We start from the raw sequence: 22,583 nt of genomic DNA, 5'->3' as shown, positions 1-22,583 counted from the left end.
CAGGACTGTTAATCAGTCCTCTTTTTTTCCAGGAGTGACTTTATGCCATACGAAACGAAACGAATCAAGCTGCAGAAAGCGAAGGATCTCCTTCCTCGCATACGCGAAGCGATCTACCAACCCGTCTCCGCGCTGAAAGTAACAGCCTGGGTAACGAAGGAGCCGGTGCCTTACGCGGAGCGGACTTCCGGAGAGCTTGTCGAGCTTACGCCCGGCGCGAAATGGGGCAATCTGTGGGATTGCGCCTGGTTCCGGTTTGAAGGAATTGTCCCGGAAGCCGTTAGCGGGAAAAAAGCCGTCATGCTGATCGACGTCAACGGCGAGTTATGCCTCGTAGATAAAGAAGGCTCGCCGATGCAGGGTCTTACCAACATCAACTCCGAATTCGATTTCAGCCTTGGCCTGCCGGGCAAACGCGTCGTTGATCTTGGTTACGAAGCCGCAGGCCGGCAGATTGATCTGTGGGCGGATGCCGGCTGTAACGACCTGTTTGGCAGATATCGCAGCGGTACCTTGAAGGAAGCCGATATCGCGATCTGTTACGAAGAAATCCGTCAGCTGTATTACGATTACGAAGTGCTTATCGAGCTCGCCGAGCATACGCCGGAGAACGGTGCCAGAAGAGAACGCTTGATTCAAAGCCTCTATGACGCTGCGCACAAGCTGCAAGTGATTAATGAGGAGACAGCTCGGCAGGCGAGAGAAATTTTGTCCAAGGAGCTTGCGAAAAAAGGCGGCGATCCCGTTGTGACGGTCAGCGCGATTGGGCATGCGCATATCGACCTTGCGTGGCTGTGGCCAATCCGCGAGACGATTCGGAAGGGCGCACGCACTTTCTCTACCGTTCTTGCGAACATGGAGAAATATCCGGATTACGTATTTGGCGCAAGCCAGCCGCAACTCTATCAATGGATGAAAGAGTACTATCCGAAGCTGTACGACCGGATCAAGCAGCGTATTGAGGAAGGACGCTGGGAAGTACAAGGCGCGATGTGGGTAGAGCCGGATACGAATATTTCCGGAGGCGAAGCATTGGTTCGTCAGATCCTGTACGGCAAACGATTCTTCCAGGAGGAATTCGGACAGGAGATGAAGGTGCTGTGGCTTCCGGACGTATTTGGCTATGCGGCCAGCTTGCCGCAGTTGCTCAGAAAGTCGGGCGTCGATTATATGATGACCCAGAAACTGTCGTGGAACGTATACAATACGCATCCGCATCACAGCTTTGAATGGGAGGGTATTGACGGAAGCAAGGTGCTGGCGCATCTTCCGCCGGAGGATACGTACAACAGCCCGGGCGCGCCAAGATCGCTCGCCAAGATTGAGAACAGCTATCTGGACCGCAACGTATCCGAGCATGCCTTGATGCTGTTCGGGATCGGCGACGGCGGCGGGGGACCGGGCGAGGAGCATCTGGAACGTCTGTCGCGCGAACATAATCTTCTGGGACTGCCGCCGGTTGTTCAAGAGTCTTCCTTATCCTTCTTCCATAAGCTTGAGGAAGAGAGAGCGTGCTTCCAGACGTACCGCGGTGAGCTCTACCTGGAGAAGCATCAAGGTACGCTGACATCGCAGGCCCGGAACAAATGGTATAACCGCAAGATGGAGAAATCGCTCCGCGAGCTTGAATTCGCGGCTTCCCTATTGCTCGCAATGGGAGAGAATGCGTACCCGTCCGAGGAGCTTGAAGTGATCTGGAAGGAAACGCTGCTCTATCAGTTCCATGATATTTTGCCGGGCTCTTCGATTACTCGCGTCTTTGAAGAATCGCTGGAGCGATATGCCGCGATGCACGTCCGCACGCGGGAGCTTATCGCGCAAACCTATGCCAGAGCTGCGGAGCTCGCGGGTGCCCGTGAAGGCCAGGCGGTTGTCTTTAACTCTTTGCCGTGGGAACGCGAGGAGGTTGTCGAGCATAAGGGCAGCCTTTATGCCGTTAAAGTGCCGGCAATGGGCTTTGCGTCTCTTGCAGAGGCGGAGCTTCGCCAGGAGCAGACGGAACAATCCGGACTGAGCGCAGGCGAGCAGCTTCTTGAGAACAAGAATCTGCGAATTAGCTTTGGACAGGACGGAAGCATCGAGTCAATGTACGACAAAGCAGCAGGCCGGGAAGCGATTATGCCGGGCCAGAAAGCCAATGTGCTGACCGTGTATCACGACAGAGGCGATGCCTGGGATTTCCCGCGGGATTACCGGGAGACGGTGGCAGGCTGCATGAAGCTTGAAGATAGCTCCTTCTCGGTTGAGCAAGGCCAGGCGGTGCTGGAACAGCATTACCGGTTCGGCGAATCCACGCTGGTACAGCGGATTGTGCTGGATGAAGAAGCAACCGCCGTAAGATTTGAATCCAAGGCGGATTGGAAGGAATCGGAGAAGATGCTTCGCGTCTCCTTCCCGGTTCAGGTCATGTCCGACCATGTGAATTGCGAGATTCAATTTGGCTATTTGAAGCGTCCGACAACAAGGAACACGATGATCGAATTTGTCCGCGATGAAATATGCGCGCATCAATATATCGACCTGTCGCAGCCGGACTACGGCGTAGCTCTGCTCAGCGACAGTAAATACGGGTACAGCGCGGAACGGAACGTGCTCGACATCAATCTGCTTCGCAGCCCAAGCTATCCGGATCCGGTTGCCGACCGCGCGGAACATCAATTCGTCTATGCGGTTTATCCGCACCGCGGAGACTTTATCCAGGCGGAGGTATACCGCAAAGGGTATGAGCTGAATACGCCGCTGACGGTTGCCGAGCCTTCCCAGGCGTCTTCGGCCGCAGGACGTACGGCTTCGTTTGCCTCTCTGGTTCAGGTGAATCATCCGCATGTGATGATCGAAGCGGTGAAGAAAGCCGAGGACTCGGATGATCTTATTATCCGTCTGTACGAAGCATCCGGAACGTTTGCCGAAACATCGGTTGGTTTCGGGATTCCGGTCTCGCTCGTCGAGGAAGTGGATCTAATGGAAAACACGATCGGCGAGGCTGGAGCGAAGCTGTCGTTCCAACCATTCGAGATCAAGTCGCTTCGCGTGAAGCTCTAGTAACGGTTAGTCAATCAGGGGGGGAAGGCTTAACAGCCCCCTCCTGTTTTATTTTCGGCCAATAGGCGAATGGATAGAGGAGGATGTTGCAGTCATGATCAGAAAGAATCGGCAGGAAGAGTTAACGGGCTTTCAGGAGGGTGGACCCTACCATCCGTCCTATGATTTGCAGACAGACTTCGTTATGGTCTATGGCATCCACGGGGATTTTCAGGAACGGATCCGGACATGGAAAGAAAAAGGCTATGTTGTTCATCTCATGACGGGCGTATCCTGGGGTGGTTATCAGGACTATCTGAACGGTAAGGTCGACGGCCGGCCGCATTGGGACGAAGCGCAGAAAAACCGAAAATACGAAAATATCATTCACGGCACCTCCGCGGATATCCCTTATATGGTTCCTACGATCGCTTACGCCGATTTTCTGACCGAACGGATCCGGATCGCCGTAGACGCCGGCGTAGAGGCGATTCACCTGGAGGAGCCGGAGTTCTGGGTGGAGGGCGGTTATTCGGATGCGTTCAAGCGCGAATGGGAGATTTATTACCGCGAGCCATGGCAGGCTCCGCATGCTTCGGTAGATGCGCAGTACCGCGCTTCGAAGCTGAAGGCTTATCTGTATACCCGCACGCTTGACCGGATTTGCAGTACCCTCAAGGAATACGCAATGCGGAAGTACGATCGCCGGATTCGCTTTTACGTGCCGACGCATAGCCTTATCAACTATACGCAATGGCGGATCGTCAGTCCGGAATCAAAGCTGCTTGAACTGCCGGGAGTAGACGGTTATATCGCGCAGGTATGGACGGGTACGGCGCAAACGCCAAATGTGTACAACGGCGTCCGCAAGGAGCGTACGTTTGAGACGGCCTATCTGGAATACGGTATTATGCAGGAGCTTGTCCGCGGCACAGACCGCAGAATGTGGTTCCTGCATGACCCGATTGCCGATGATCCGAAGCATACGTGGAGGGACTACCGCAGCAATTATATCCGCACGCTGGTCGCGTCCCTGCTGCATCCGCATGTGAGCCGTTACGAGGTATGTCCTTGGCCAAGACGGATTTATCAGGGGCAATACCCAAGAGAAGGCGGGAACGGCAAAGAGAGAATTCCGGCTGCTTACGCAACGGAGCTGCAAACGGTATTAAACGTGCTTGGCACCATGGATGGGCTGGACGCGGAATGGCTGACGGACAGCCTGCAGGTAGGTCTGCTGCTCGCGGATTCCGCGATGTATCAGCGTAATCACCCGGATTGGAGCGAAGAAGCCACTTCCTTCAAATACGATGGCACGGAGGTTGCGTCGGCGCTTGGCAGCGAGTTTATGGAGCTGCTGGACTGGTCGCCGTTTTATGGACTTGCGCTGCCGCTCCTCAAGCATGGCGCAGCCGTCCGTCCGGTTCAGCTCGACAATGCTGGAAGATTCCCGGGCTACCTGGACGATTACCGCGTCCTGGTACTTAGCTATGAATATATGAAACCGGAATCATCCGGTCTGCATAATGTTCTGGCGGAATGGGTGAAGGAAGGCGGCACGCTGGTTTATGTCGGAGACGGCAGCGACGACTTCCACTCCGTCCGCGAATGGTGGAATCAGGGCAGCAAGAAATTCGCTTCGCCGATGGAGCATCTATTCGCAAGTCTTGGCCTGGAGCCGTCGCTGGCACCGGGAGAATATGCCGTAGGCAAAGGCTGTCTGGCTTACTTGCCTCTGCATCCGTCGCAATGCGCGGTCCTGCCGGAAGCGGGCGAGCAGTTGAGACAGACGGTGGCCTCCGCTATTACAAAAGCAGAGAACTCTCTTCGTTGGGAGAAAAAGAACGGCATGGCGCTTCGCAGAGGCCCTTACATTATTGCAGCCGTTCTGGATGAGTCTTTGAGCGAAGAGCCTTATAAAATTTACGGCAAGCTGGTCGATCTGCTCGATGCCAACCTTCCTATTGTGGATGAGGTTACGGTTAACGCAGGCGAGCAAGTTCTGCTCTATGACCTGAGCAAAGCGGGAGAAGGCGTACAGCTGATTGCAGCTGCTTCCCGCATTGACCGTGTAGAAGAGAACGCTGACGGCTATGGCTTTACGGCGTATGGCCCTGAAGGCATTCAGGCATCCGCCAGATTCCAATGCCCGCGCAAGCCCAAAACCGTGGCGTTTAGCGCAGCGGGAACAACCATTCGAATGCCCCTGGAGTTCAAGTGGGACGAAGGCAGCTCGACGGTGCTTTTCCGTTACGAGAATGACCCGGCCGGCGTGTCGGTAAAGGTTATTTGGTAAAGGGCTATTTTCAAGGGGGAGGAAGATCGAGTGAAGGGCAAAGGTAAAATCATTATCATCTCTTTGGCCGTTATCCTCGTTGCCGCCGTATCCTCGTATCTGGCATGGCCGGAGAAGAAGGAAGGGGTCAGTTGGCCAAGCAAGCAGGCTTTGCCGACGTTTCAAGCCCCGGCCGAAACACTTGATCTCATCTATACGACAGACAGCTATTACTATCAGGCCGAGAACGAAGCGTTTGGGCATGGCACGGGCAAAGCGGACGGAGACGGCTGGGTGGCGGAAGCGGGAAGCGACGCTGCCGGCAAGGCGATTCTGGACGTAACGGGGCGCAAGGAAATACCGGCGGGAGAAATAAAAGCCGCGTTTAATATGCAGGTCGACAATTTTGCGGATGAGGACGGCGTTGTGGCTTCTCTTGAGGTTCGGGACCAGACGGCGGATGCCGTTCTTGCTTCGACGGAAGTCCGCAACTGGGATTTCCGGCTGCCGAATGCGTCGCAAAGCTTTGAGCTTTCTTTTAACGCGCCGGGAGATGGGCATGAGCTGGAATTCAAGGTGTTATGGACCGGCAAATCTACGATGAAGCTGTTTGATGTTGGCGTATTCTGGCCGCTCCGCAAAGACGAGAACTTATTGTTCACCTCTTTGAAGGGCGTCGTGAATCAGACCAAGCCTCGCATTTATTCGTATACGGACAATGTTCGGGGCTCTACAGGTACCGCCTTGCTGGATGACTTGGGACTGAAATATGCCGAGGTGAAGGATAACTGGGAGCTGCTGAACAAATACCGGTCCGAGCTGAAGGGCCTCATCGTCTACGATGATCAGCAGCCGGATACGATTAATTTGGCAACTACGATTGCAGGATTGAAAAACGCGATTGTTGCTCCGCCATCCCTCGTGGATAAGCTGACAGGCGCGCCTTACAACCTGCCGGTCATCGAGGACCTGCGCGGCAAATTCAGCTCCAAGCTGGAGGTCTACGGTTATCTGTATGACCACTATTGGAAGCAAACGACGCATAAAGCGATTGTTGGCCTGGATCCGGGCATTCAATCCTATCTTCGCGACTATGCAATGGGAATGGACGCCGCCGTGGTCTGGCTGAATCCGGCGGATGAAGGGGAGTCGACGCTGCTGGATAAGTTCCTGCAGGATATGCCTTACGGTACGGGACTCTATCTCGGCTGGTGGCCGGATGAAGGGATGGGCGTCAAGAAGACGTCGGATTACGGGCTTGCGACGGTTGCCAGCGATTTCTCCTCGAACCTTAGCGTGCTGAGCGGTACCTCGCGGTCGATTACGATGCCGAAGGCGCCGGAGAAGCCGAAGCTCGAGAATAAAGTGTACGTCTCGTTTATTATGAGCGACGGCGACAACCTGCAGTATATGGAGCATGCCTTCTGGAACGTATGGAATACGCCTAACCGCGGAGAGGTGCCGCTTGGCTGGACGATCTCGCCGCTGATGGTCGATACGATGCCGGGACTGCTCGATTATTTGTACAAGAATGCTACGCCTAATGATGCTTTTGTTTCCGGTCCATCCGGCGTGGGTTACACGTATCCGAACTTCTGGGAGAAGGAAGATGGACTTGACCGCTTTATCGAGCGTACGAACGATTATATGAAGCAGGCGGGTCTAAACGTTCTGACGGTGTGGAATTACGTGAAGGGCGAGATTAAGCCGGAGGTAGCCGAAAAGCTCGCCAAGCATGCTCCGTCGCTGCTCGGATTTACTTCGCAGTTCGGTACCGGTACGATCGGGGTCTACGGCAACTCGATGCCGGGCCAGGAGTTAAACGTCGCCTACGGCAGTGCGGAGAGCGACTTGACGAACGGCATTGCCGACGGTATTAAGAAGTGGGACGGCAAGTCGCCATCCTTTGTCTCCATTCAGGCCAACCCTTGGCAGGTCAGCTATCAGAACTTTATCAACGCTATGAATCAATACAAGGATAACGCTGACGTTGTCTTCGTCCGGCCGGATGTTTACTTCCAGCTGATGAGGGAGAGCAAGGGTCTGCCGGTGACGCCTTGAAAAAATCCATAGAGACAGCTATGCATCTTTTAGGTGCTTAGCTGTCTTTTTTTTGATAAGGATGTTAAGGAGGATCGATGGGCGAGTGGGTGCAGGCGCCTAAAGCCGCCCTTGCCGAAAACGCTTTCACTTGATAGACTGTACATATCTTTCCGGCAGGAGGAGAGGCGTACTGAAGCTATCGATTAAGACCCAATTGATCATCAGCTTTTTCGTCGTTATGATCCCCGGCGTACTGTTCTTCATCGGCAATAATCTATACGCGAAAAACGTCGTCCGCGACAAGGTTACCGAGACCTACCGGAATACACTGGATATCTTCGCCGACCATACGGACCGGACGCTGAACGATATTACGAACTATTTAAACAAGCTTGGCGTCTACGATACCGACGTAGGCGTGCTTAATTCCTTCCCTCCGGGCAGCGACAACTACGTCCTGACCAAGATTCGCATCCAGCTTAAAATCAACCGCGACATCGGCTTATACAATATGATCGACACCATTTTTCTCTTTAATTCCAACGAACTCATCCTGAGCACCAGCTCCCAGAATCAGTACGGCATCCTCCAGAACGTCTTGAATGATAACGTCCGGCGCATCGTGGACGAGAGCATGCCAGGCCGCTGGCTGCTGTGGTACGACCGGAGAATCGAGGGCGGCAATTTTCTCGTGCAGGTAAGCGAGGTGCCTGATACCGGACTGTACGTCGGCGCGATTATCCGCATGTCGGAGATCGCTAATCAGCTGTCGATCCAATGGTCGCACGGCGATATCGGAGAAGCCGCCATCTACCGCTCGGACGGTACCCGTCTGGGTGGGCAGAGAACGGACAGCCATGTGCAATTGAATCGGACAGACCTGATTCGCGAGAACGCGCCGTACCGGTTCGTGAAAGACGGGGAGACCGGCAAGCGGTACCTGATGATGAACCGGCCCAGCGAGGTGGCCGACATGACGACCAGCATCCTTATTCCCGAGAGTTATATTTTGCAAGGTCTGCCCTATTTCCAATTGCTGACGTATGCGATGGCGGTCGGCGTCATCTTCATCTTCTCTCTCTACCTCTTCTTCATCCGACGCACGCTGTTCAAACCGCTGCAGCAGCTGATCAGCGGCATGAAGAAAATTTCGCTCGGCATGCTCGACGTTCGGCTGCAAACGAACAACACGCTGGAGTTCGTCTTTCTCGCGAACACCTTCAATAACATGGCGGAGCAGATCAAGAGCCTGCGGATCGGGATGTACGAGGAGCAGCTAAGGGCCCAGAAGATCGAGCTTAAGCAGCTGCAGGCGCAGATCAACCCGCATTTTTATATGAACAGCCTGAACATCATCTATAATTTCGCGGCACTGAAGGATACCGATTCGGTGAAAAAGATGGCGCTCCATCTGGGGGATTATTTCCGCTTCATCATGCGGGCCAACCGGGAGCTGATCACTCTTGAGGAGGAGCTGAAGCATATCGCGAACTATCTCGAGATCCAGAAGTTCCGCTTCCCGCACAAACTTGGCAGCGTATACGACATTCCGGGCCGCATGAAGGGCAGTCTGATACCTGCCCTGTCGATCCAGCCGTTCGTGGAAAATGCGATTATCCACGGCTTCGTCAATCATCGCAAGCCTTTTGAAATCAGGGTCCGCGGCGAGCTGCTCGAGGAGGAGGGGGCATTTATGCAGATTACCGTGGAGGACAACGGTGGCGGCTTTCCCGGGGAGGTGCTGCAGCGGCTGAACGAGGGACAAGGTCTCCCTTCCGCGGATTCGAGCCGGCTCGGCATTGTAAACGTCATCCAACGGCTCAAGCTGAGGTACGACGCTGCCGCCCGCATCGATTTCCGAAATACAAAGGGCGGCGGAGCGGCCGTCACGATCAGGCTGCCGGTATCGACAGAGCCCGAGCTTCCGGAACCGAAAGGAGAATGACGATGTACAACCTGCTTGTAGTGGACGACGAGGATATAGCGATCCGCGGTATTGTCGAGGGGATCGACTGGTCGTCCCTCCCCTTAGCGAATATTTTTACCGCTTACGATGCCGAGGAGGCGCGGCAGGTGTTCCGGGGGTACCCCATTCACGTCCTGATCTCCGATATCGACATCCCGCAGGAGAACGGCATCACTCTGCTCACCTGGGTCAACGAGACTTCGCCTCAAACGGAGACCATTTTCCTGACCGGCCACGCCAATTTCAATTTCGCTCAGCAGGCCGTCCAGCTCGGCAGCTTCGACTATCTGCTCAAGCCGGTCGATCATGACGTGCTGAAGAGCTGCGTGGAGAAAGCCGTCGAAGCGGTTCGCCGGCGCGAGGAGGAGGAGGCGTATCTCAAGACGTATGCCTACTATTTCGACCAGTGGAACCGCCAGCTTCCGCTGCTCGTCGAGCGCCTGTGGCAGGACGTTCTGGGACTGCGCATCCCAGCCTCAGCGGACAAGCTCGAGCCGCTGTTCGAGCTGTACGGCATTCCGCTTGATATCGGCAAGCGCGTGCAGCCGCTCCTGATCAGCGTGGAGCAGTGGACGCAAGAATGGAGCGCGCGCGACGAAGAAATTATGACCTACGCGCTGAAGAACGCCGCGGCGGACATTTTGCTGAAAGACCGCTCCGGCCACGTTATTCAAGACGCAGGCGGCATACTCTTCGCCCTCCTCTACGAGCCGTCGGGGGAAGACGAGAGTACCCTTGAGGAGCGGTGCACGGAATATATCCGCAAATGCTCGGAATACCTGTACGCCGTCGTTTCCTGCTACATTGGCGAGGCGGCTCCCGTCGCCTCGCTGCGGTTCGGGGCTCAGAGTCTCGGCGAGCTGGAGCGCTCCAATGTCTGCCAGACCGGCCGTGTATTCCGCTTATCGGACTATAAGCGGGAGAAGAAAACAATTACCGCCCAGCCGAATTTTCAGGAATGGTCGGCCCTCATCGAGCAGGGCAAGACGTGCGAGCTGAAGCGCCACATTGAGGATTTATTCGACCGCCTCAAGTATGGCCAGGTCGACCATGCCTATATGGTCAGCTACTATTTCGGGCTTGTCCACACGGTTTTTCAGGTGCTGCAGCGGCGCTCCGTACCCGTGGAAACGGTGTATGCGGAAGAGGAATGGCATAGCGGCGAGAACGCGATGAAGTCGCTCGGCGCGATGAAGGCTTGGACGATCCAGTTTGCCGCCAAAGCATCGGACTGCCTGGTTAAACAGGGAAAGGACGTGTCGAATACGATCGCCAAGGTACAGGGGTACATCGAGGAGAACCTGCAGCACGACCTGAACCGGGAGGAGATCGCGAGGCATGTCTATTTGAATCCCGCCTATCTGTCACGGCTTTTCCGCAAGGAGACGGGAAAGTCGCTTACCGACTATATGGTTGATCGGCGCATGTTTAGATCAATACGCGAGCTCAAGCTGACGAACCATAAAATCAGCGATATCGCGATATCTGTTGGATATGCGAGCTTCTCCCACTTCTCCAAGCAGTTCAAGAAATCGACAGGAATGACGCCGCAAGATTACCGCAAGAAATACCAGAATATTCGGTAAAAAGTCACCTGAGCAATAAGGTGGTAACGACGCCGCTAGAGAGCGGTGTCTTTTTTTGTGTACGATTATAGCCATAGTAGATAGACAAGGAGGACCTAACATGGCTAAAGCGGAAGCGGCCGCGCTGCAAGCGACGGGAGCCAAGACGCGCAAGGGGACGCGCAAAAGGACGCTCACCTACCTGATCCGAAACTATTGGATGTTCTATTTGATGCTGCTTCCCGGGGTGCTGCTGCTCATTTTCAACAATTACATCCCTATGCTCGGTATTGTAATCGCATTCAAGTCGGTCCGGTTCGATATCGGTATTCTGAACAGCCCCTGGGCGGGCCTTACCAACTTCAAATTTCTGTTTCAATCCAGCGACTCGTACATTATCATCCGCAACACGCTACTGTACAATTCAGCGTTCATCGTACTTAATCTGATTTTCCCTCTGGCTTTCGCCCTTATGCTGAACGAGATGAAGAACCGTTTTCTATCCAAGCTGCATCAGACGATCATGTTCCTGCCGTACTTCCTCTCGATGACGGTTATCGCTTACCTGGTATACGGCTTCATGAGCGATGAGCACGGCTATCTGAATGGCACGCTTCTGCCCGCCCTCGGTCTCGACTCGGTCCGCTGGTACTTCACGAAGGAGGTATGGCCGTTCGTCCTGCCGCTCATCAATACATGGAAGAGCATGGGCTACTATACGGTTGTTTACATGGCGGCGATTATCGGCATCGACGACGAATATTACGAGGCGGCAACGATCGACGGAGCCAGCAAATGGCAGCAGATGACGAATATCACGATCCCTCTCATTATGCCGGTTATCACCATCATGACCCTGCTGCAAATCGGCCGGATATTCAACGCAGACTTCGGACTTTTCTTCCAGGTTCCGCGTGAATCCGGCACTTTGTTCCCCGTGACTAACGTCATCGACACTTACGTCTACCGTACGTTCCTTACCGTTGGCGACATCGGCCTCTCGTCTGCCGCCGGGCTGTTCCAATCCGTTGTAGGCTTCACGCTCGTCTTTCTATCCAACTGGGTCGTTCGCCGTATTAACAGCGACAACGCCCTATTCTAGGAGGGAACCGGATGGCTGCCATCTCCGACAAAAACACTGCGGGCTCAAATCCGAAAAACCGGTTGTCCGCCGCAGCTTCAAGCGGCATCAATATCTTCTTCATCCTCTATTCCGCCCTGTGCGTCATCCCGCTGCTGCTGCTGCTCTCCGTATCGTTTTCCGACGAGAAATCCGTCCTGACGCACGGCTACCGATTCATTCCGGAGAAGTTCAATCTGGCCGCCTATGCCTTCCTGTACAAGGACATAGGACAGATCGCTTATTCCTACGGAATCTCTATTACGGTTACGGTCGTCGGCACGGCGCTCAGCATGCTGATCATCGCGCTTTACGCCTATCCGATATCGCGCAGCCAATTTCCGCACGCCCGATTCTTCACCTTCTTTGTCTTCTTTACGATGCTCTTCTCCGGGGGGCTTGTTCCCTGGTATCTCGTCTACGTGCAGATGCTGAATCTGAAGGATACGCTCTGGGCTCTCATTATGCCGCTTCTGGTGTCCTCCTTCTGGGTTCTGATCGTTAGGACATTTTTCAAGGAGACCATACCCGCTGCGGTACTGGAGTCGGCGAAGATCGACGGAGCCGGCGAGCTTCGGATCTTCATCCGCATCGTTCTTCCGCTTTCCATGCCGGTGCTGGCGACGGTGGCGCTCTTCCAGACGCTGACGTATTGGAACGACTGGTTTCTAAGCCTCGTCTTCATCACCAACGATCACAACATCTCGGTCCAATATCTGCTCTATAAAATGCTTGCGAATATTCAGTATCTCTCCAGCAATCCGACGGCTGCGGCCGAGATTGCCAGGGCGGGCGGCATGTTCAACTTTCCCAGCGAAACCGTGCGGATGGCCCTCGTCGTGGTTGGTATCGGCCCGATCGTGTTCGCCTACCCGTTCTTCCAAAAATATTTCGTCCGCGGCCTGACGGTTGGCGCGGTGAAGGGCTAATCCCTTCCCGGCTATCCTGCCGGAACGATCTTGCATTTGGCTGTAACCGGTAATCCGGTTAAGCATACAAATCAACTATTGGGAGGTCCATCTTTATGAAGCAGACGAAAAAAACAATTTCACTGGTTGTCCTGCTCCTGCTCGTTATCACCCTCTTCATGTCCGCATGCAGCAAAAACCAGCCATCCGGTTCCGGCGGCAATGAATCGTCTGCCGGCAACGCCGGAGCCAGCGCAGCGGCGAATGACGGCGCGGACGCACCGGCCGATCTCAAGCCCTATAAGCTGAAGCTGGTGTACGAGGGGCCGCCGCAGGCGGACGAGGCGATGGTGGAGGATGCTCTGAACAAAATTTTGACGGAAAAAATCAACGCCACCATCGACATCGCTCCGATCGACTGGGGGGCGTGGGACGACAAGGTGAATCTGATGATTGCCTCCCGCGAGCCGGTAGATATTCTATTCACGGCGCAGTGGAACGGCTATTCGAAGAATGTTGCCAAGGGCGCCTATAAGGAGCTCGGCGATCTGCTGGGCAAATACGGCCAAGGGATTATCGGCTCGCTTGATCCATCGTTCCTCGAGGGCTCCAAAATCAACGGTAAAAACTACGGCATACCGACGAACAAGGAGCTCGCGTTCGCAGGCGGAGTCGTCTACCGCAAGGATATTGCCGATGAGCTGGGCCTTGATATGAGCACGGTGAAGACGGCAGAGGATCTGGACGCCATCTACAAGGTGGTGAAGGAAAAGAAGCCGGATATGACTCCTCTTTATATGCAAGGCGGTTCGTTCGGGCAACTGACCGAATTCGATTCCTTAGGCGACGGCACGATTCCCGGCGTCATTTCTAAGGAAGACAGCGACACGACGGTAAAGATGATGGAGGACTTCGATATTTACAAGCGTTATCTGAAGCTCGCCCGCGACTTCTTCCAGAAAGGCTATATCAACAAGGACGCCGCGACCACGCAGCTCTCGAGCGGCGACGCCTATAAGGGCGGCAACGTCTTCTCGACGATCGAGCCGCTCAAGCCCGGCAAGGCGGCGGAAATCGCCAATGCGGCCGGCATCGGAGGGAAGCTGGACCAAATCTATCTGACCGGTAAAACGGTCTCCACTTCCGAGACGGCGGGTGCCATGCTGGCGATCTCGACGACGTCCAAGAACCCTGAGCGGGCAATGATGTTCATTAACCTGCTTCACACGGACAAGGATATCGTCAATCTGCTGAACTTCGGCATCGAAGGCGTGCATTATACGCTCAGCGGCGACGTCATGACGCCTACCGATAAATCCGGCCAATACGCCCCGGGCGTCGCTTGGGAACTCGGCAACCAGTTCCTCAACCATGTGTGGAACACCGAAGCGCCCGACAAGTGGGAGCAATTCAAGGCGTTCAACGAGGGAGCCAAACCTTCGCCGGGTCTCGGCTTTGTCTTCAACAGCGATTCCGTGAAGTCGGAGGTCGGCGCGCTCGCGAACGTCATCAAGCAGTACCAGAAAGCACTGGAGACCGGTTCGGTCGACACCGACAAGGTCCTGCCCGAATATATCGCGGCGCTGAAATCCGCAGGCGTCGAAAAGGTTATCGCCGAGAAGCAGAAGCAGTTCGACGCCTTCTTAGCTGCGAAGGGCAAATAAGAACGTAAGTCACTTCGGGCAGCGAAAACGCGCTGCCCAGCCCGCCGAAGCTGTATTCGATGGGGTACGCATTGCCAGCACAAAAAAAGCCGTTGCCCCAGCTGCCTCGAGCGGGGGAGCAACAGCTTTTTTTTTGCAGCGATCGCCGGCCCTAATGTTGACATCTCTTTCCAAAGAGACTATCCTTAAAACAAATGTTAGTGAGTACTAACATGCAGGTGGGGTAAGGGTGATTAGTTTGGACAACAAAGTAAAACTCATGCAGGCCGCGATCGATTTAATGGCGGAGAAGGGTTATAAAGGCGTATCCACCAAGGAGATTGCCACGGTGGCAGGCGTAAGCGAGATGACGTTATTCCGGAACTTCGCCAATAAGCTGAATCTGCTCGACAAGGCTGTTGAGCATTTCCATTATTCGATCGAAATGAACCGGATTTTTCAAGAAGAAGTGGTATGGGATATACGGGCAGATTTGCTGCTCGTAAGCGAAATGTATCACGAGTTGATGGAGCGCAACCGCAAGCTGTTTTTAATAGTTCTCGCGGACAACGATTTGGCTGACATTAGGCAGAAGGCGCAGAAGCATCCCCGGATTTTGCTCGAGCTTCTAATGAATTATTTTACGGAAATGCAAAGACAGCACAAAATGATCGACACGGATGCGGAAACGCAGGCCATCACGTTTATGTGGATGAATTACGGGGCTTTTATCTCACGCTTGTATACGGCTGAGGCTGTCACTAAGGTTACGAGAGAGATGTTCGCGGAATCCAGCGTTGATTTGTTTGTACGGGCTTTAAGCCGATAAATTCGAGGAGGATGAAGAATGGGATATTCCGAAAAAATCGTTGGTAAAACGGCCTCGGTCGGTTTTCAGATTGGAGTCCGCAGGACGCTGCCTGTTTCTCCTGAAACAGCTTGGACATTTCTCACTTCGGCTAAAGGCTTGAAGTTATGGATTGGAAACGTCAAAGATATATCGATTGAAGCGGGCGAGACGTTTCAAAGTACCGAAGGGATATCGGGAGAATTGAGAATTGTTAAGCCTCTGCAGCAGCTGCGCCTGAAGTGGTCAAAGCCAGGCTGGGAGAAGCCTTCGACCTTGCAAATTCGGCTAATCTCCAGCCATCCGGGGAAAACAACGGTAAGCTTCCATCAGGAAAACCTGGATCATGCGGCTACACGTGAGCAGATGAAGCTGCATTGGGAGGATGTACTGAACGATATGCTGCAGATAACGAAAGCAAACTAAATACTATTCAAAAATAACAGGGCTATGACGATCGAACGTCATGGCCCTGTTATTGCTGACGCACGTTGCTCCTGTATATCCAGCATCGGCGGCCGCCCGTACATGCGGGCATATTCGCGGCTGAACTGAGACGGGCTTTCGTATCCAACGCGGAAGGCGGCTTCCGAAGCATGCACCGTTTCCGTCAGCATTAAGCGTCTTGCTTCCTGAAGGCGCAGGGTTTTCTGATATTGCAGCGGGCTCATCGACGTTACGCGCTTGAAATGTTTGTGAAAAGCCGAAGTGCTGAGGCTTGCTACCTTGGCCAGCTGATCGATGACAAGCGGCTCCGCATATTGCCGGTTAATCATCCGAATCGCTTGCGCAATGTTATGCGAATGGCTGCCAATCATGGCAAAGGAGTGAATAAGCGAGCCATGCTCGCTTTGCAGCACGCGGTACAGGATCTCGCGGACAATAAGCGGAGCGAGAACCGGGATGTCTTCCGGCGTATCCAGCAGCTGAACGAGCCTGACGGCGGCTTCGAGCAAGCCCGGAGACGTGCGGTTCATCGTTATGCCCGGTGAGGCATCCGCTGGGGATGCAGCCGCATGGCTGCTTTCTTTTACCATATCGAGAATGACATCGGGGTCGAAGCTTAGCTTTAAGCTTAAATAGGGGGCTTCGGGCGAAGCCTCTACGATTTTGCTTATAATCGGCAATTCGGCAGCAATAACAACAAAAGTCATCGGGTCGTACCGGTATGTCTCGTCTCCTAGAGTAGCCGTCTTTGCCCCTAGTGCCACAAGACAAAGGGATGGCTTATATACGGATTCCAGGGGCTCCGACAAATGCGTGGCATGCATCAATGACAGATTAGGAACAGATGTGGGAAACGTGCCGCTTGACGGAGCATGGCGCAGGATCAAGTCCGCTAGTTGCCGTAATGCCTGCTCCATTCGCAAAGTTTCGTCCATAGCTTGTGAATTCCTTTCCGAATAGGTAGTTATTTTTATTTTAAAATAGAAGTGCGAAAGTTTCACTATACTATGCTTATATTTCATCCGCGAAGAGAAATAGGCAAGGAATGAACGGTTCTGATCTAACGGCTTTCCCCTTGTATTCCCTATAATCAATGTTGTAGCCACGGCAATTAAATATCCAAAACATAAAGGAGAGAATGAATCATGAGTTTACGTGGAAAAGTCGCAATTGTCACCGGTGCTTCGAGAGGGATCGGACGTCAAATCGCCGTTCAGCTCGGCGAAGCCGGCGCGAAAGTCGTTGTCAATTATTCCTCCAACCAACAGAAAGCAAATGAGGTTGTTCAATTAATCGAGCAAGCGGGCGGAGAAGCTGCTGCCATCCGTGGGGATATCGGCAAGGTTAGCGATGTGGAAGGGCTGTTCTCGGAGACGCTTGAGCGGTTCGGTCGCATAGATATTCTCGTGAATAATGCAGGGATTATGGATCTGGCGCCGATTATGAACGTAACGGAAGAAATGTTCGACCGGCAGTTCATGATAAATGTAAAAGGGACGTATTTCGCCTGCCAGCAAGCGATGAAGCATATGGCAAGCGGCGGGACGATTATTAATTTCTCTACCTCCGTATCCGGCGCGATGCTTCCGACTTACAGCGTTTATGCCGCAACTAAAGGTGCCGTTGAACAGTTAACCAGACAGCTGGCAAAGGAATTTGGCCCAAAAGATATTATCATCAACTGTATCGCACCGGGGCAGGTGTCGACCGAGCTGTTCCTGAACGGCAAATCCGAAGAGCTTGTGGATTCGTTCCGTCGCATGAACGCGTTTGGACGCCTTGGAGAGCCTAATGATATCGCCAATGCCGTAGAGCTGCTTGTCAGCGATAAAGCCCGCTGGATTACCGGACAGACGCTTCGCGTGAACGGCGGATTCAACTAATAAAAGATCGCCAGCACCTGATCGATTCAGGCCGCTGGCGATTTTTTAATTTTCCACCCGGATTCCCGTTGCCCGGAATGCGGCAGCCGTATCTTCAGGGAGGCCTTTGTCGGTTAGAAGAGCCGTCAGTTCGGATAACCTCGCGAACGTGCGAAGCGCGCTATGACCAAACTTATGATGGTCGGCAACCCCGTAGCATTCGCGGGCGGTCGTCATCAACGCCTGCTTGAAATCGATCAAGTCGCCGGTATAGACGGACAAGCCATGCTCGAGATGTACGCCGGTGGCGGAAATAAACGCTTTATTAATGTTCAGGTTACGGACATAAGCGACAGCTTCCGGTCCCGCTAGAACGTTGCGGACGCGATACCCGCCGGGGACGACGAGGCGGACGTTTTCTTTTCCCGCCAGCTCGCTGATGATGTATACATCGTTGGTAATGACGGTCACCGGAAAATCATTAAGCCGCCTTGCGATCTCAAGAGTTGTGCTGCCGCCGTCCAGCGCAATAATGTCATTGCCGGAGATGAACCTCATCGCCGTATCCGCGATGTCGGTTTTCTCGTCGGCATGCTTCGCGAGCGGCTCCTTCACCGGAAGAATGCCGAATTGGTCGCTGTTTGCCAGTACGGCGCCGCCATGAACCCGTTTTACCAGGCCTTGCTCCTCCAGCTTCGTCAGATCCTCCCGGATCGTCTTGCCTGTTACGTTCAGCCGCTCGCTGAGCTCCGCAACCGTTACTTCCTTCTGAGTCAGCAGGACCTCCATAATACTCTCGTATCGGCGTAAATGGTTCATTTCATGTTCATCCGTTCTCATTGGTATTGCCATTATTTTAAACTTAGCTTGTCGTCTCGTCCATAGCCATCAGATGTTTAATTAGGTTCATATGAAATTTTATTAATGATTATTTCTATTAAATGAACTAAAATACACATAAATGAACTATTGGTTAGATAGAGAGGAGTAAACGAAACTAATGAACGGACAACAGCAGCGTCAAATAGAGATCATTCAGGCTGTAGCCTTATCGGCACAGAGCTTGCCTATGCTTGCCAGCGGATTATGGTTCCATCACGATATTCGGGATAACTTCTATTATGCCTCTTACTTATTTGCGGCAGCGGTGGACGAAGAAATTCAATCCGTATTGGATAACCCGGCCGACTCGAAAAAGAAAGCGGAAGGCGTGCTTGCACGAGTGCTGCAGCTTCAGCAAAAGGATCCGGCTGAGCCGTTGTATGGCCATTTTCCGCTAAATTTGAATCCTTCGCCTGAGCTTGCGAAAGCCCATGAGCTCCCGGTAGAGCTGATGGGCAGCTTGATGGTTTATTTCTATACGCGGTTTGGACAATATCTAGGTGCGGAATTGCAGGAAGGCTTCGAGCTTGCGCTCCATCATATTTATGAAGGAGGGTTCTATAGGAATCCGCTGCAGCTGTTTCACCACCATGAAGCGAAATATACGGCAGCCAAGATCATATTCGGTCAACGCTATGAGGATCAAGAACTTCTCGAAGACGGTATCGCATCCCTGAAGCGTACAGTGGAGCGGGTAACGGCTCAAGGAATGCCGGAATATGGGGCTTTGCCATGGTTCTGGCATTGGGTTCAGGCATTTACCTGCGCTTGGGAGCTGACGGCCGAGCCGGCATTAAAGCAGCAGCTTGCCGAACTGCTGGATTACTTGTGGCGGGAGAGAGCGCTGCTTTACCTGAAGGGTGCATGGGTTGGTGCCCATTCCAGGGGCTGGCCGCATGATGCGCCGGCAGACCGCAACGTCTTGCATGATTATGTGCAATTTGGAGATTTTCCGCGGGGGGATCGTATGCCTCGTACCGAGTATGCAGGCTTTCTCTGCTATCCTGCCCCGGAGGATGCTCTTCAGAGAGCGCTGGAGCGGGACCAGCCCGAGGTGGTCCGAAAACAAATCATCAAAATTGATACCGGTGAACAAATTCCGCTTCATTCCTATGCTTACGTGACGAAGGACTATGCAGCCGGCGGCATTTGGGAGAGGGTAAAAGAGTTTGATAACGAGCAAATCCGTTGGATGGTCTCGTTCCCGGTTACGGGAGAGAATAGCGTAAATCAGCTTTACTTCTTCCATCCGGGTGATGGCTGGAGAGAAGGAGATCCGCGGCATCAAAGCGAGTACGCGGAGGTGCTGTACGACAAAAACCGGATTCTGACGTTGTTCCCTGTCCCGGAGCATGCCGAGCAGCAAGAGATTATCGGTGTTCTTCCGGCAGGTACTTGGATAAGGCAAGAAGCTGGGTTGTTTGGCCAGGTGCAAAATTGTTTTGTTTCTATTCTGCTGCATGGGCATTTTACTTTCGAGGAGCTTGAGGAATACAATTTGGTTCGTCTGCAAGGAGAGCCTGCCGCGGTAGCGGTAGAAATATTGGGGCGGGATGAAGCGGAAAAGCTTGGAATCGGTAGCCTGGCTGCGTTCGCTGAGCGGATGGGCGGGGTAGAATTCACCTTGCAGCAAGCTTCAAGAATTGGCGGCAAACTTATCTATACCGGCATCAGCCATCAGAATTCGCTTGAGCTGATTGTCGCAAGCCCGGGGCAATCGGTCGCGCGAATGAACGGGGAAGAGATGAAAGATTTCCGTTATTAAAGACATGAGGTGAATGAAGGTCCTGACGGAGCTTCATTCACCTCTTTTTTGAATCAGCTTGCCCGCCCAGCGATAACACTCCTCAAGCTGTTCATCGGATACATGCTCCGAGCGATGCTCGAACATGATTTTTACATCCGGATTCTCGCTGGAGATCATCCGTAAATACCGTGCAATGGGAGCCCAGCCATCGCTTGGCTGCTGAGCGGGAAGGACGGGCGCTCGGCTCTGCGTAATTTGTCCCTCAATAATCCGTACATTGGACAAATGAATGGTTGCGGCATACTTGGCGTATCGGCGGAGAATCGTTTCAGCATGGAAATACGGATCGATCCGGTCCTGGATGTACAGCCTTGCGGTATCGAGACAAAGCTTGATGCTGCTATACTCCTCCAGTTTGCGCTGCAAATAATCGTGGTCATAGACGTAGCGGTTCAGAGCATCGAATTCTAAGACAGGAGTAAATCCGTACCAGGTGCCCATAAGGGACAACCATTCGAACAAATTATCGCTATGCTTCCGAAATTCATCAAAGGAATATTCGCTTTCGAATTCGTATTCCATCCGGTTGTCGAATCGCCAGTTAGCCCAATCCGCGCGATTATCCAGAATAACGGGCTTAGGGTAATGAAAGAGCACATAATCTGGCTGCATTCGCGAATGGATGTAAGCAAGCTCTTGCTCCGCTATGGAGTAGGCATCCAATCTTACGGTATCATTCTTGGCGATAAACAGCGCATCCCTGAGCGGAGAAATCCCCGCCCGCAGCGGAAAATGAATCCCGATCCGAAACCCGGCAGCATGAGATTCTCGGATTAGATTCTCAATATCTTGCTCGCTCTGGAATAGACAAGCTTCAATTCCAAAAAAGTCGTTCTTAAAGTCCCTGCTATATTTGTTGTAGTCGAATTGTCCATACTGTCCGATAAGGAAACGAGAATTCATAAATGGGATTGCGCCCCTTTTCGATTTAATTCTGGAGATTATTCTTCATACGAAGGCCTAGAACCTTTTGAACAGATAAAAATGGAGCTGTCAGTAAGCATCTCCGCCTTCTGTACCCGTTAGGCCTCACTAACTATGAGCCTAGCCTCACTGTTGAGCAGAAAAGCCCGCACGAGGCACGGTTTAAACCGAAATGCCTCACTAATCGTGAGGCATCCCGCTTTAAAGTAGCGCCGGAGTTGCTCTGGAGAGCAAATAGTGAGTATCTCCGCCTTCTGTACCCGTTACGCCTCACTAACTATGAGCCTAGCCTCACTGTTGAGCAGAAAAGCCCGCACGAGGCACGTTTTAAAGCGAAATGCCTCACTAATCGTGAGGCACTCCGCTTTAAAAATACGTCTTATTTTTGTGCCGCAAGCTCGAAGAGACGCTCCATAACCCGCTGGTTGTATAGTCCGCCATGGTAACAGACAATGGTCTGAATATCAAAATCCAGCAGTCCGGCGATGGAAGCTTGGGCGGTCAACGGATCTAATGTAGTAGCAGGGTCAGCTCCATATAGCTCGCCGTCTCTTACCATCAGAGCATCTCCGGCAATTAGCGTACGGGAAGGCTCGTGGTAAAGACTGATATGTCCCGGCGTGTGGCCCGGGGTATCGATTACGGTAATTCCTCCGCCTAGAGGAAGAAACTCGCCGCCGATCACTTCCCTGTCAACATTGGCCTTAGGCGGATTCAGCATCATCCGTTTTAAACCGTTGCGGAACGATTCGGGCACGGAGTCCGGCATCCTGTCGATGCTGGCAATAGCCTCGTCCGTGAAACGGATAAGCCGTATATCGCCTTGAATGTACGGTTTCTCGAGCGGATGGGCCAACACTTCGATCCCGACTCGTGAAGTTAATTCCGGCAAATTCCCGATATGATCAATATCCTGATGGGTAAGAATAATATGAGTAAGTTTCTCTGGGCTGCCTCCCGCAGCATCAATTGCTGCTTGGAGCTGTGGAAGCTGGGCGGGATAACCGGTATCCAGCAAGATTTGATGCTGATCGTCCCAGATAAGAACCGGATGAACGGTGTCGATTGTGCCCATCACCGGGGCGCTTATGGACAGCATGGCAAGTTGGGCTTGCATAAAGGTCACACTCCTCGTACAAAATGAAGGGGACCCGGCCGAGGTCATGTGACTATATTACAGACTCTCGGGAATTGTGTAAACAGAAAAATTTATTATTATAACACATAAAAATATTTTTGTCAATACTCTAATTCTGGTTTGGTGGGATGGATA

General features: G+C 53.1%; 16 protein-coding genes. 12 read left to right on the top strand and 4 right to left on the bottom strand.

The window, feature by feature from the left end:
* Positions 1-42: 42 nt before the first annotated feature.
* The 10 genes from PJDR2_RS23415 to PJDR2_RS23370 all read left to right on the top strand — a co-directional run bounded on the left by PJDR2_RS23415 (position 43) and on the right by PJDR2_RS23370 (position 15,814).
* A complete protein-coding gene (locus tag PJDR2_RS23415; protein ID WP_015846201.1) occupies positions 43-3,042 on the top strand; it encodes an alpha-mannosidase in 3,000 nt (999 codons plus the stop codon).
* Between the two features lie 94 nt (positions 3,043-3,136).
* The gene (locus tag PJDR2_RS23410) at positions 3,137-5,317 is read left to right on the top strand and encodes a hypothetical protein (protein ID WP_015846200.1); all 2,181 of its coding nucleotides are present in this window, start codon (positions 3,137-3,139) and stop codon (positions 5,315-5,317) included.
* A 30-nt stretch (positions 5,318-5,347) separates the two neighbouring features.
* Positions 5,348-7,357 (top strand): GxGYxYP domain-containing protein, encoded by a 2,010-nt coding sequence (locus PJDR2_RS23405; RefSeq protein WP_015846199.1) that lies wholly within the window; start codon positions 5,348-5,350, stop codon positions 7,355-7,357.
* 196 nt (positions 7,358-7,553) lie between these two features.
* A complete protein-coding gene (locus PJDR2_RS23400; RefSeq protein WP_265525073.1) occupies positions 7,554-9,284 on the top strand; it encodes a sensor histidine kinase in 1,731 nt (576 codons plus the stop codon).
* A complete protein-coding gene (locus PJDR2_RS23395; RefSeq protein WP_322597425.1) occupies positions 9,281-10,891 on the top strand; it encodes a response regulator transcription factor in 1,611 nt (536 codons plus the stop codon). The genes PJDR2_RS23400 and PJDR2_RS23395 overlap by 4 nt, the downstream gene beginning before the upstream one ends.
* Before the next feature lie 100 nt (positions 10,892-10,991).
* The gene (locus tag PJDR2_RS23390) at positions 10,992-11,972 is read left to right on the top strand and encodes an ABC transporter permease (protein WP_015846196.1); all 981 of its coding nucleotides are present in this window, start codon (positions 10,992-10,994) and stop codon (positions 11,970-11,972) included.
* 11 nt (positions 11,973-11,983) lie between these two features.
* Positions 11,984-12,919 (top strand): carbohydrate ABC transporter permease, encoded by a 936-nt coding sequence (locus PJDR2_RS23385; RefSeq protein WP_015846195.1) that lies wholly within the window; start codon positions 11,984-11,986, stop codon positions 12,917-12,919.
* A gap of 95 nt (positions 12,920-13,014) precedes the next feature.
* The gene (locus tag PJDR2_RS23380) at positions 13,015-14,562 is read left to right on the top strand and encodes an ABC transporter substrate-binding protein (RefSeq protein WP_015846194.1); all 1,548 of its coding nucleotides are present in this window, start codon (positions 13,015-13,017) and stop codon (positions 14,560-14,562) included.
* A gap of 229 nt (positions 14,563-14,791) precedes the next feature.
* Positions 14,792-15,370: a TetR/AcrR family transcriptional regulator gene (locus PJDR2_RS23375; RefSeq protein ID WP_015846193.1), complete on the top strand. Its 579-nt coding sequence runs from the start codon at positions 14,792-14,794 to the stop codon at positions 15,368-15,370.
* 18 nt (positions 15,371-15,388) lie between these two features.
* Positions 15,389-15,814, top strand: a complete 426-nt coding sequence (locus tag PJDR2_RS23370; protein ID WP_015846192.1) for an SRPBCC family protein — start codon at positions 15,389-15,391, stop codon at positions 15,812-15,814.
* A gap of 38 nt (positions 15,815-15,852) precedes the next feature.
* Here the strand turns inward: PJDR2_RS23370 and PJDR2_RS23365 are convergent, their stop codons facing one another.
* A complete protein-coding gene (locus tag PJDR2_RS23365; RefSeq protein ID WP_015846191.1) occupies positions 15,853-16,770 on the bottom strand; it encodes an AraC family transcriptional regulator in 918 nt (305 codons plus the stop codon).
* Between the two features lie 210 nt (positions 16,771-16,980).
* Between PJDR2_RS23365 and PJDR2_RS23360 the strand changes: the two genes are divergently transcribed.
* Complete coding sequence (locus PJDR2_RS23360; RefSeq protein WP_015846190.1) at positions 16,981-17,718, top strand: SDR family oxidoreductase; 738 nt, start codon at positions 16,981-16,983, stop codon at positions 17,716-17,718.
* A gap of 45 nt (positions 17,719-17,763) precedes the next feature.
* Here PJDR2_RS23360 and PJDR2_RS23355 read toward each other — a convergent pair whose 3' ends face one another.
* Positions 17,764-18,516: a DeoR/GlpR family DNA-binding transcription regulator gene (locus PJDR2_RS23355; RefSeq protein ID WP_015846189.1), complete on the bottom strand. Its 753-nt coding sequence runs from the start codon at positions 18,514-18,516 to the stop codon at positions 17,764-17,766.
* 181 nt (positions 18,517-18,697) lie between these two features.
* Between PJDR2_RS23355 and PJDR2_RS23350 the strand changes: the two genes are divergently transcribed.
* Positions 18,698-20,344 carry a hypothetical protein gene (locus PJDR2_RS23350; protein ID WP_015846188.1) on the top strand — a complete coding sequence of 549 codons (1,647 nt, stop codon included), beginning with the start codon at positions 18,698-18,700 and terminating at the stop codon, positions 20,342-20,344.
* A gap of 33 nt (positions 20,345-20,377) precedes the next feature.
* Here PJDR2_RS23350 and PJDR2_RS23345 read toward each other — a convergent pair whose 3' ends face one another.
* Positions 20,378-21,289: a hypothetical protein gene (locus PJDR2_RS23345; protein WP_015846187.1), complete on the bottom strand. Its 912-nt coding sequence runs from the start codon at positions 21,287-21,289 to the stop codon at positions 20,378-20,380.
* 400 nt (positions 21,290-21,689) lie between these two features.
* Positions 21,690-22,427 carry an MBL fold metallo-hydrolase gene (locus PJDR2_RS23340; protein ID WP_015846186.1) on the bottom strand — a complete coding sequence of 246 codons (738 nt, stop codon included), beginning with the start codon at positions 22,425-22,427 and terminating at the stop codon, positions 21,690-21,692.
* Positions 22,428-22,583 lie beyond the last annotated feature (156 nt).

It is taken from the genome of Paenibacillus sp. JDR-2, assembly GCF_000023585.1.
In the GTDB taxonomy this organism is placed as follows: Bacteria; Bacillota; Bacilli; order Paenibacillales; family Paenibacillaceae; genus Pristimantibacillus.
This window is presented reverse-complemented; position numbering and strand designations above follow the sequence as displayed.